This window comes from Streptomyces sp. (genome assembly GCF_035563135.1).
Taxonomy (GTDB): domain Bacteria; phylum Actinomycetota; class Actinomycetes; order Streptomycetales; family Streptomycetaceae; genus Streptomyces.
This window is the reverse complement of record NZ_DATMVN010000616.1, coordinates 1-10,876: the sequence shown is the minus strand read 5'-3', so window position 1 is coordinate 10,876 and position 10,876 is coordinate 1. Positions and strand designations below refer to the sequence as shown.

The window sequence follows — 10,876 nt, the reverse complement described above, 5'->3', positions numbered from 1 at the left end:
CGAGAGGAAGTGGCGCAGGTAGCGCGGGTCGGTGCGGTGCATCGAGAGCAGGACGTAGAGGTCCGCGACGTCGAAGTCCGGGTCGTGTGCGGGGGCTCCGCAGACCCAGGCGCCCAGGCGCAGATAGCCGCGCAGCAGCGGCGGCAGTCCGGCGCGGCCGCCCGCGCCACCGCCGGGGTGGCCGGTGGTGTCCCAGAGGCGGTGGGGGGTGACCCAGTACTCCTCGGGGGCCAGGTTGTGGGTCCGTACGGTGTCCCAGCTCCTGGCGGCGAGTGCCCCTCCGTCGGCGAGGGGTACGGAGCAGCAGCCGGCCAGCCAGGTGTAGCCGGTGCGCTCCATGTAGCGGGCGAGTCCGGCCCAGATGAGGGCGATGACGGCACCGTCCCGGTGGGCGGGGTGGACACACGACCTGCCCACCTCGACGAGGTCGTCGCGGATCGGATCGAGGCGCCCGAGGTCGAATTCGCTCTCCGCGTAGAGACCGCTGGCGAGCCTGGCTCCCTCGGGCGGAAGCAGCCGGTAGGTGGCGACGACGTCTCCGGTCGCGGCCTCACGTACCAGCAGGTGGTCGCAGTACGCGTCGAAGGCGTCGGTGTCGAGGCCGAGTTCGGCACTGTCGAGCCGGGCACCGAGTTCCCCGGCGAACACCAGGTGCCGCAGGCGCTGGGCAGCGCGTACGTCCTCCTGGCCGGTGGCGAGGGAGACGTGGTAGCCGGAGGGAGCGGCGGCAGGGGCCGGACGCGGCACGGGTGCACCGGCGGGTGCGGGGGTGGGTGAGGCGAGGGGCAGCACGGTCATGGCGGTCTCCGGGGACGGATCAGCGGGGCGGCTGCCGGGTTGTCGCGGGAGTGCGACGTCCCGGCCCCTTACTTCTTCCGTGACCGGCTGGATTCGACATGACCGCTGTGGAGCGCGGGGATGTGCGACGGCTGAATCCCCCGGATCGCGGGGCCCGCGGTCCTCCGCTGCCGGTCAGCCGGTGAGCAGCAGGGAGGTGATGCGGTCGGACGCCTTCCTCGCCTCTTCCGCCGGGTCGCCACCCTCCAGCACTGCCGTCATGTACGGCTTGATGGGGTTGTCCGCCTCGACGGCCGGCCAGTGGGGCGAGTTGGGGGTGGCCCGGCCCTCGGTGGCTCCTTCCGCCATCGCGGAGGTGCCCTCCTGGCCTTCGACGGCACGCGCGAGGGCCGGCTTGTTGGGCACGTAGCTCATGGCCCGGGCGAGCTCCGTCTGCCACTTCTCCCCTGCGAGGGCTTTGACGACCTCGATGCCCTCCCCCCGCTGGCCGGCGTCTTTCGGCACGATCAGGTCGGACCCTCCGGTGAAGACCGCGCCCGGCTTCTTCGCGCTCTTGCCGGGAATGGGGAAGTAACCGAGTTTCCCCTTGAGTCCGGGGTTCTGCTGTTCGATGAGCGCGGCGCTTCCGGGCACGGAGATGATCTGGGCGACGTTGCCCCCGGCGAACACGTCGGTCTCCGGCGGGGACTGTTCGTCGGCGTCCACGGGGCCGTTGCCGAGCGCCTGCAGCGTCTTGTAGAAGTCCATCCCCCGCAGCGCGGCGGGCGAGTCGAGTGCGCCCTGCCAGTCGCCGTCGCTGTCGTCGGCGAGCTCTCCGCCCTCGTCCCAGACGAAGCCGGCGAGTACGTACCAGTTCTGCCCGGCGAGGTAGATGCCCTGCCGGCCGGCGGTGTCCAGTCTCTCGCTGATGTCCACCCACTCCGCACGGGTCCTGGGGGGCTGGGTGATGCCGGCCTGTGCGAAGAGGTCCTTGTTGTAGATCACGACGCGGTTGGCCGCGTACCAGGGGATTCCGTACTGCGCGCCGTTGACCTTGCCCGGTTCCGCGAGTCCCGGCAGCCAGTCCTCCCCGCCCAGGTCGCGCATCGATTCCAGGGTGAGGTCGCGCAGTTCGCCGCTCTCCGCGTACTGGGCGACCTGGGTGTTGCCGACCTCGATGACGTCCGGTGCGTCGTCACCCTCGATCGCCTTGAGGACCTTGGGGCCGATGCCGCCCCACTCCTGGAGGATGAACTCCAGTTCGACCGAGGGGTGCTCGGCCTCGTACGACTCCTTGAAGCGGTCCACGAAGTCCTGGGAGGCGCTGCCCTTCATCAGCCACACCGTCACCGTGCTGCTGTCGGCTCCGCCTGTGCCGGGGATGTGCCCGCAGCCGCTCAGTACGAAGGAGGAAACGAGCGCGACGGCTCCGGCCAGTATGCGGATCTTCACGGGAGTCACCTTCTGCGAAACGGCACGACGGCATGACAGGACCCGGATGGGGGGACTGCGGGCGGCGCTCGCACGGGTGCATGGCCGGGATTTTGGTATGGACCAATCCACAGGTCAAGCCCTTCCGGCCACAGGCCACCGACCGGGACACCTCGCGCGCCGACGAGGAGTGAGGCACCGTGGAACCACGAAAGGAGACATTAGATGTCCAATCACACCTACAGGGTCACCGAGATCGTAGGAACCTCCGAGGAGGGCCTGGACGCGGCGATCCGGAACGGCGTCGCAAGAGCCTCCGAAACGTTGCACAATCTCGACTGGTTCGAAATGACGCAGGTCCGCGGCCATATCGAGAACGGCCGCATCGCCCACTACCAGGTGGGGCTCAAGGTCGGCTTCCGGCTCGACGAGAACGCCTGACCGGCACGCCGGCCGGGGACACGGCTGCGGGGCCCCGGCTCAGGTACGCCCCTCGCGCTCCTGCGCGTCCTTCAGTGACGGCGGGGCGAGGGCCCATCGGGCACGTACGACCGTGAACCCGGCCCGTTCGGCCGCGTCGCACACCAGCTCGTCGTCATCGACGAGGACGCGCACCTCGCGTTCCCGGCCCAGTCGTTCCAGGATCTCCAGCTTGGTACGGCGGGCCGGACGCCGGTCGGCGTCGCGCCGCATGTGGACGCTGCCCCTCGGCAGGCCCTGCCGCTCCAGCCAGGCCAGGGTGTCCCTGCGGCACTTCTCGGGCCTGCCGGTCAGATACACGATCTCGCACTCGCCGGCGGTCGCCCGCACCAGCCTCACGCCCGCCTCCAGCGGGGGGTCGTGGGGAGCCGCCGAGAAGAAGCCCTCCCAGTCGCGCCGCGCACCCTCCAGGAAGTGCTGCCGATGGCCGGTGTCGGCGAGCGTGTCGTCCAGGTCGAAAACGGCCAGCGGCCGGGTGTCGTCACTCACGGCGCCCACCCCGGCAGGGAACCGCCGGGAAGAGAGGACGAGGACGGGCTCCTCCGCTCCGGTCTCCGGCCTTCAGCGACCGAGTGCCTTGCGCAGCTGTTCCTTGTTCATCGAGGACCGGCCCTCGACGTTGCGCTTCTTGGCCTCCTCGTACAGCTGGTCCCTCGTCGGCCCCTGCGCTCCGCTGCGGGAGCGCTGCCCACCGCGCTCGGATGCCGATTCGGGGTCCCGGAGGGACGACCGGCTCGCGGTCCCGGACTCTCCCGAGCGGGCCCGCTCCTTGTTGACGGTACGCGCCGCGATCTCCTTGGCGCGCTTCGTGGGCGTGCCGCGCTTCTCGGCACCCTCCTTGATGTGCTCGTACTGACGTTCGCGCTTGGGGCTGGATCCTGCGGGCATGACACTTCTCCTCGCTGTTCGCCGGCGATGACGCACCGCCGCTCCCACTACCCCACACCCCGGCGCCTACGCCTGCCGGGCGAGGAGGCCGAACGGGGCACGGTGTCCGGCCGCGCGGGTCGCGGAGCGTGGCCGTTCGAGATGCAGACGGGCCCCGGCGCTGCTTCGCTGAGGGGGTCCGCTCCCCCACGGATCCAGGAGTGATCATGAGCGTTGCAGGTGAGTCCGGCGGCCGCGCCCAGCAGCTGCGTGCCAAGGCACAGGAGCTGAACGAGGCGGCGGAACGCGCCACCGACCCGGAGCAGCGGCAGCGGCTCCGGGACAAGGCCCGCCGCCTGCGGGAGCAGAGCGAGAAGGAGAGCTCCATGAATGACCGGGGCATGGACCCGATGGTGTAGGCCCCGGGCCGAGCTGCCGGTGGTCCTCACGCGTGCGGGAGGACCACCGGCAGAAGCATGCCCACCCCGCCGACCCCTCACGGAGCCGTACCACCGATGTCCACCCCCCATGATCCGTACGTCCGGGTGCGCGGCGCGCGCGAGCACAATCTCCGCGATGTGGACGTCGACATCCCGCGCGACACCCTCACGGTCTTCACCGGCGTCTCCGGCTCAGGGAAGTCCTCCCTGGCATTCGGGACGATCTACGCGGAGGCGCAGCGCCGCTACTTCGAGTCCGTCGCCCCTTACGCCCGCCGGCTGATCCACCAGGTCGGGGCTCCCGACGTGGGCGAGATCACCGGTCTGCCGCCCGCCGTGTCACTGGAGCAGCGCCGGTCGGCTCCCGGGGGGCGCTCGTCGGTGGGCACGGTCACCACGCTGTCCAACTCCCTGCGCATGCTCTTCTCGCGCGCCGGTGACTATCCGCCGGGTGCCGAGCGGCTCGACTCCGACTCCTTCTCGCCGAACACGGCTGCCGGGGCGTGTCCCGAGTGCCACGGCCTGGGGCGGATCCACCGCACCACCGAGGAACTGCTCGTGCCCGACCCGTCGTTGTCGATCCGGGAGGGAGCGATCGCGGCCTGGCCGGGAGCCTGGCAGGGCAAGAACCTGCGCGATGTGCTGGACGCTCTCGGTCACGACACCGAGCGGCCGTGGCGGGATCTCGAACCGGCGGACCGTGAATGGATCCTGTTCACCGACGAGCAGCCGGTGGTCACGGTCCATCCGGTCCGCGAGGCGGGCAGGATCCAGCGTCCTTACCAGGGGACGTACATGAGCGCGCGCCGCTACGTGATGCGCACGTTCGCGGATTCCAGGAGCCGGACGCTGCGGGCGAGGGCGGAGCGCTTCCTGACCAGCGCGCCGTGTCCGGTGTGCGGCGGCAGCCGGCTGCGGCCGGAGGCCATGGCGGTCACCTTCGCCGGCCGGACGATCGCCGATCTCGTCTCGCTCCCCCTCACCGCCCTCACCGAGGTCCTGCTGGAGGCGGGCGGCGGGAGCGGCACGGCACGGGTGCTGACGGCCGACCTGCTGGCCAGGATCGGCCCCGTCGCCGAGCTGGGCCTCGGTTATCTCAGTCTCGACCGCACCGCTCCGACCCTGTCCTCGGGCGAACTGCAGCGGCTGAGGCTCGCCACGCAGCTGCGGTCAGGGCTGTTCGGCGTCGTCTACGTCCTGGACGAGCCGTCGGCCGGTCTCCACCCCGCCGACACGGAGTCACTGCTCGGCGTGCTCGGCAGGCTCAAGGAGGCGGGGAACTCGGTGTTCGTGGTGGAACACCAGATGGATGTGGTGCGGCAGGCCGACTGGCTGGTGGATGTGGGCCCGCTGGCGGGCGAGCACGGGGGCCGGATCCTGCACAGCGGCCCTCCGGCCGGCCTCGCCGGGGTGAGCGGATCCGCGACCCGGCGGTTCCTCTTCGGTGAGGGGCCGGCGCCGGTGCGCGAGCCTCGCACCCCCTCGGGGTGGATCACGCTGCGTGAGGTGGACCTGCACAATGTGCGGGGCGTCGACGCCGCCTTCCCGCTCGGTGTGCTGACCGCGGTCACCGGTGTGTCGGGCTCGGGCAAGTCGACCCTTGCCGGGCGGGTGCTGGCCGGGGTGCTCGCCGACCGGCGGCCGGCGGAGGCGGCGCAGGACATGACCGTCCCGGTGGCACGGGGCTGCACGTCGGCGGAGGGCCTGGACGCGGTGGACCGGCTCGTGCAGGTCGACCAGAAGCCCATCGGCCGTACGCCCCGGTCCAACCTGGCCACCTACACAGGGCTGTTCGACGTCGTACGGAAGCTCTTCGCGGACACGGGGACGGCACGGGCCCGGAAGTACCGGGCGGGCCGGTTCTCGTTCAATGTGGCGGGCGGGCGGTGCGAGACCTGTCAGGGCGAGGGGTTCGTCTCGGTCGAACTCCTCTTCCTGCCCAGTACGTACGCGCCCTGCCCGGACTGTCACGGTGCCCGCTACAACCCGCAGACCCTCGAAGTCACCCTGCGCGGTCTCACGATCGCCGGGGTGCTGGACCTGACGGTGGAGGCCGCGGCCGGTTTTCTCGCCGGCACTCCGGCGGCCGAACGCAGTCTGCGGGCCCTGCTGGACGTGGGGCTCGGCTATCTGCGTCTGGGGCAGCCTGCGACGGAGCTGTCGGGTGGTGAGGCGCAGCGGATCAAGCTGGCCACGGAGCTGCAGCGGGCCCGGCGGGGGCACACGCTCTATCTGCTGGACGAGCCGACGACGGGCCTGCATCCGGCCGATGTGGAGGTGCTGATGCGGCAGTTGCACGGTCTGGTGGACGCGGGGAACACGGTGGTGGTCGTGGAGCACGACATGGCGGTGGTGGCCGGTGCCGACTGGGTGATCGACCTGGGGCCCGGCGGTGGGGACCGGGGCGGCCGGATCGTGGCCACCGGCACGCCCCGGGAGGTCGCCCGCGCCGCGGGGAGCCGTACGGCCGCGTACCTGGCGAAGGCGCTGCGGACGGGCTGACCCCCCGCGGGGAGCCGGCGCCGGCTCCCCGCGGCCGGCAGGATCAGCGGCGCACCTTGCGGTTGGCGCGCAGCCACTCCTTGTTCATCGCGGTGATCGAGGGCAGCGGGATGCCCTTGGGGCAGGCGGTGGCGCACTCACCGGTGAGTGTGCAGCCGCCGAAACCCTCGTCGTCCATGGTCGCGACCATGTCGAGCACCCTGGTCTCCCGCTCGGGCGCTCCCTGGGGGAGGACGTTGAGGTGGTTGACCTTGGCGGAGGTGAAGAGCATCGCCGAGCCGTTCGGGCAGGCGGCGACGCAGGCGCCGCAGCCGATGCACTCGGCATGCTCGAAGGCCGAGTCGGCGTCCGGCTTGGGCACGGGAGTGGCGTGCGCGTCGGGCGCGGTGCCGGTGGGTGCGGAGATGTATCCGCCGGCCTGGATGATCCGGTCGAAGGAGGAGCGGTCGACGACGAGATCCTTGACCACCGGGAAGGCCGAGGCACGCCACGGCTCGACGTCGATGGTGTCCCCGTCGCTGAAGGACCGCATGTGGAGCTGACAGGTGGTGGTCCGCTCGGGACCGTGGGCGTCGCCGTTGATGACGAGGCTGCACGCGCCGCAGATGCCTTCACGGCAGTCGTGGTCGAAGGCGACGGGCTCGTCCCCCTTGAGGATGAGCTCCTCGTTGAGGGTGTCGAGCATCTCCAGGAACGACATGTCCTGCGAGATGCCGCCGACTTCGTACGTGGCCATGGCGCCGGGCGCCTCGGCGTTCTGCTGGCGCCAGACGCGCAGGGTGAGCTTCATGCGTAGCTCCGCTGGGTGGGGTGGACGTACTCGAAGACGAGGTCTTCCTTGTGCAGGACGGGGGCGTCACCGGTGGCGCTGAACTCCCAGGCCGCGGCGTAGGAGAACTCCTCGTCCCGGCGGGCGGCTTCGCCGTCCGGGGTCTGAGATTCCTCGCGGAAGTGGCCGCCGCAGGATTCGGCACGGTGCAGTGCGTCGAGGCACATGAGCTCGGCGAGCTCCAGGTAGTCGACGACGCGGTTGGCCTTCTCCAGCGACTGGTTGAACTGGGTGCCCGTGCCGGGCACCTTGATGCGGCGCCAGAACTCCTCGCGGATCTGCGGGATCCGTTGCAGTGCCTTGCGGAGCCCTTCCTCGGTGCGGGCCATCCCGCAGAACTCCCACATGAGTTCACCGATCTCGCGGTGGAAGGAGTCCGGGGTGCGGTCCCCGTCGACGGAGAGGAGGAGGTTGATCCTGTCCTCGGTCTCGGCGACGGCTTCGGTGACCGCGGGGTGGCCGGCGTCGATCTCCTCGGTGTGCGGGTGGCGGGCCAGGTAGTCGTTGATCGTCGACGGCAGGACGAAATAACCGTCGGCGAGACCCTGCATCAGCGCGGATGCGCCGAGGCGGTTGGCACCGTGGTCGGAGAAGTTGGCCTCTCCGATCGCGAAGAGGCCGGGGATCGTGGTCTGGAGGTCGTAGTCGACCCAGAGGCCGCCCATCGTGTAGTGCACGGCGGGGTAGATGCGCATCGGCGTCTCGTACGGGTTCTCCGCGGTGATCCGCGCGTACATGTCGAAGAGGTTGCCGTACTTCTCCTCGACCTTCCGCCTGCCCATGCGCGCGATGGCCTCGGCGAAGTCGAGGTAGACGCCCTGGCCTCCGGGGCCGACACCGCGGCCCTCGTCGCACACGTTCTTCGCGGCACGGGAGGCGATGTCGCGGGGCACGAGGTTGCCGAACGCGGGGTAGATGCGCTCCAGGTAGTAGTCCCGCTCGTCCTCGGGGATCCGGTTCGCGGGGCGGTCGTCGCCCTTGGCCTTCGGGACCCAGATGCGTCCGTCGTTGCGCAGCGATTCACTCATCAGCGTCAGCTTCGACTGGTGGTCGCCGGTGCGCGGGATACAGGTGGGGTGGATCTGGGTGAAACAGGGGTTCGCGAACCAGGCGCCGCGGCGGTGGGCGCGCCAGATCGCGGTGGCGTTGGAGTTCATGGCGTTCGTCGACAGGTAGAAGACGTTGCCGTAGCCGCCGCTGGCCAGGACCACGGCGTCGGCGAAGTAAGTGTCGATCTTCCCGGTGACGAGGTCGCGGGCGACGATGCCGCGGGCCTTGCCGTCGACGACGATCAGGTCGAGCATCTCGGTGCGGGCGTGCAGTTCCACGTTGCCCGCGGCGATCTGGCGGGACAGTGCCTGATAGGCGCCGAGGAGGAGCTGCTGCCCCGTCTGGCCGCGGGCGTAGAAGGTCCGGGAGACCTGGACGCCGCCGAAGGAACGGTTGTCGAGGAGGCCGCCGTACTCACGGGCGAAGGGGACGCCCTGGGCGACACACTGGTCGATGATCTCCACCGAGATCTCGGCCAGGCGGTGGACGTTGGACTCACGGGCGCGGAAGTCGCCGCCCTTGACCGTGTCGTAGAAGAGACGGTGGACCGAGTCGCCGTCGTTGCGGTAGTTCTTGGCCGCGTTGATCCCGCCCTGCGCGGCGACGGAGTGGGCCCGCCTGGGTGAGTCCTGGAAGCAGAACTGGACGACGTGGTAGCCCTGTTCGGCGAGCGTCGCGCCGGCCGAGCCGCCCGCCAGACCGGTCCCGACGACGATCACGGTGTGCTTGCGGCGGTTGGCGGGGTTGACGAGCTTGGCCTGGAAGCGCCGGGTGTCCCAGCGCTCGGCCACCGGGCCCGTGGGCGCCTTGGCGTCGACGGCCGGCTCGCCGGTGCGGTAGTTCGTGTAGTCGCTCATGTCAGCTCACCACTCCGGTCATCACGGCGACGGGCACGGAGACGAAGCCGGCCGTCAGCACCACTGCGAGGGCATTGGCGAGGGTCTTCAGTACGCGGTCCCGGGTCGCGCTTCCCACGCCGAGGGTCTGCGCCGCACTCCAGAACCCGTGCTGGACGTGCAGTCCCAGGGCGAGCACGGCGACGATGTAGATGACGTTGCCGTACCAGGTCGAGAAGGTGTCGAGCACGTTCTGGTAGGGGCGCCCGGACTGGAATCCGCCGGTGTGCACGGTGCCGGTGGTGAGGTCCAGGATGTGCCAGACGACGAACAGCGCGAGGATGACGCCGCCGTAGCGCATGGTGCGCGTGGCATAGCTGGAGCGCGCCTTCCTGTGGACGTACGCCGTGGGGCGCGCCCTGAGGTCACGGCGGCTCAGCTGGTACGCGCAGACGGCGTGCAGGACGACGGCCGCGACGAGCACCGCACGGACGATCCACAGGGCCCACTCGTGGTGCAGGAAGGGCTCGCCGAGGGTCCTGAGCCAGTGCGCGTAGTGGTTGAACTCGTCGGATCCGAAGAAGATCTTCAGGTTGCCCAGCATGTGGGCCACCAGATAACCGAGCATGACCAGGCCGCTCACAGCCATGATCGTCTTCTTGCCGACGGACGAGTCCCAGAGCGTACGCGTCATGGACGGCCGTCGGTCCGCCCGCGTTGCCAATGCCATGGACACGACGCTAGAGGCGGAGGGCATCATCAGTCCAAGACATGAAATGACTGATCTCCATAGGCTGTCACTATGGAGCCCGGTATCGTCGGCTGCATGCACTTCCAGCAGCTCGCCTATTTCGTGGCCGTGGCCGAGGTCAGGCACTTCACCCGGGCCGCCGAGGAAGTGCACGTGTCACAGCCCTCGCTCTCCCAGCAGATCAAGGCCCTGGAGAACGAGCTGGGTGCCGAGCTGTTCAGCCGGGCGCGCGGCAACATCGCGCTGACCGACGCGGGTGAGGCCCTGCTGCCGCTCGCCCGCAGGATCCTGGCGGACGCCGACACCGCGCGGCACGAGGTGCAGGAGCTGGTGCAGCTGCGCCGGGGGCGGATCAGGCTCGGCGCCACCCCGAGTGTCTGCACGGGCCTGCTGCCCGAGGTGCTGCGCGCCTTCCACGGCGCCCACCCCGGGATCCAGCTGCTGATCGAGGAGGGCGGCTCCCACGACCTCGTACGGCAGCTGGCCCGGGGCGCCCTGGATCTCGCGCTGCTCGTACTGCCGCTGCCCGCCGCCTCACCCGCGCTGACCACGGTGGAGCTGTTGCACGAGGACCTCGTGGTGGTCTCGTCGGCCTCCCGGCCCGCCCCCGGACGGAAGGGTTCCGTGCGCGTCGCCGATCTGGAGAACGAGCCGCTGGTGATGTTCCGGCACGGCTACGACCTGCGGGAGCTGACCGTCGCCGCCTGCCGGGCCGAGGGCTTCGAGCCGTCGTTCACGGTGGAGGGCGGCGAGATGGACGCCGTGCTGCGGATGGTGGAGCGCGGCCTGGGCGTCACCATCGTCCCGTCCCTGGTCCTCGCCGGCGGGCACCCCGGCCTGCGCGCGATCCGGCTCGACGGCACCGGCTGGGCGCACCGCACCATCGCCCTGGCCCACCGCACCGACGTGGCGC

Annotated in this window: 11 protein-coding genes; 4 read left to right on the top strand and 7 right to left on the bottom strand. The window is 70.5% G+C overall.

Translation table 11 applies throughout. The features are described from left to right. Both VN520_RS27490 and VN520_RS27485 read right to left on the bottom strand, forming a co-directional pair. Positions 1–798, bottom strand: a 798-nt coding sequence (locus tag VN520_RS27490; protein ID WP_325749645.1) for a GNAT family N-acetyltransferase, incomplete at its 3' end; no start/stop codon positions are given. A gap of 174 nt (positions 799–972) precedes the next feature. Continuing rightward, the gene (locus tag VN520_RS27485; protein WP_325749644.1) at positions 973–2,229 is read right to left on the bottom strand and encodes an extracellular solute-binding protein; all 1,257 of its coding nucleotides are present in this window, start codon (positions 2,227–2,229) and stop codon (positions 973–975) included. 204 nt (positions 2,230–2,433) lie between these two features. Here VN520_RS27485 and VN520_RS27480 point away from each other — a divergent pair, with 204 nt between their 5' ends. After that, positions 2,434–2,649 (top strand): dodecin, encoded by a 216-nt coding sequence (locus VN520_RS27480; RefSeq protein WP_325749643.1) that lies wholly within the window; start codon positions 2,434–2,436, stop codon positions 2,647–2,649. 39 nt (positions 2,650–2,688) lie between these two features. Here VN520_RS27480 and VN520_RS27475 read toward each other — a convergent pair whose 3' ends face one another. Both VN520_RS27475 and VN520_RS27470 read right to left on the bottom strand, forming a co-directional pair. Continuing rightward, a complete protein-coding gene (locus VN520_RS27475; protein WP_325749642.1) occupies positions 2,689–3,177 on the bottom strand; it encodes an LNS2 domain-containing protein in 489 nt (162 codons plus the stop codon). Between the two features lie 72 nt (positions 3,178–3,249). Further along, positions 3,250–3,576, bottom strand: coding sequence for a plasmid stabilization protein (locus tag VN520_RS27470; RefSeq protein WP_325749641.1), 327 nt, complete (start codon positions 3,574–3,576; stop codon positions 3,250–3,252). Positions 3,577–3,782: 206 nt separating this feature from the next. On the opposite strand from VN520_RS27470, the gene VN520_RS27465 reads away from it, so the two are divergent. Together VN520_RS27465 and VN520_RS27460 are read left to right on the top strand one after the other, a co-directional pair. Continuing rightward, positions 3,783–3,974: a DUF6381 family protein gene (locus VN520_RS27465; RefSeq protein ID WP_325749640.1), complete on the top strand. Its 192-nt coding sequence runs from the start codon at positions 3,783–3,785 to the stop codon at positions 3,972–3,974. Between the two features lie 96 nt (positions 3,975–4,070). Next, the gene (locus tag VN520_RS27460; RefSeq protein ID WP_325749639.1) at positions 4,071–6,497 is read left to right on the top strand and encodes an excinuclease ABC subunit UvrA; all 2,427 of its coding nucleotides are present in this window, start codon (positions 4,071–4,073) and stop codon (positions 6,495–6,497) included. Positions 6,498–6,540: 43 nt separating this feature from the next. Here the strand turns inward: VN520_RS27460 and VN520_RS27455 are convergent, their stop codons facing one another. From VN520_RS27455 to VN520_RS27445, 3 genes are read right to left on the bottom strand one after another with little or no spacing between them, the layout of a single operon-like run. Beyond that, positions 6,541–7,287 carry a succinate dehydrogenase/fumarate reductase iron-sulfur subunit gene (locus tag VN520_RS27455; RefSeq protein ID WP_325749638.1) on the bottom strand — a complete coding sequence of 249 codons (747 nt, stop codon included), beginning with the start codon at positions 7,285–7,287 and terminating at the stop codon, positions 6,541–6,543. Continuing rightward, a complete protein-coding gene (locus VN520_RS27450) occupies positions 7,284–9,233 on the bottom strand; it encodes a fumarate reductase/succinate dehydrogenase flavoprotein subunit (protein ID WP_325749637.1) in 1,950 nt (649 codons plus the stop codon). Before VN520_RS27450 ends, VN520_RS27455 begins: the two co-directional genes overlap by 4 nt. Before the next feature lies 1 nt (position 9,234). After that, positions 9,235–9,942: a succinate dehydrogenase gene (locus tag VN520_RS27445; protein ID WP_325749636.1), complete on the bottom strand. Its 708-nt coding sequence runs from the start codon at positions 9,940–9,942 to the stop codon at positions 9,235–9,237. Positions 9,943–10,038: 96 nt separating this feature from the next. On the opposite strand from VN520_RS27445, the gene VN520_RS27440 reads away from it, so the two are divergent. After that, a partial coding sequence (locus tag VN520_RS27440) for a LysR substrate-binding domain-containing protein (RefSeq protein ID WP_325749646.1) occupies positions 10,039–10,876 on the top strand: 838 nt, incomplete at its 3' end.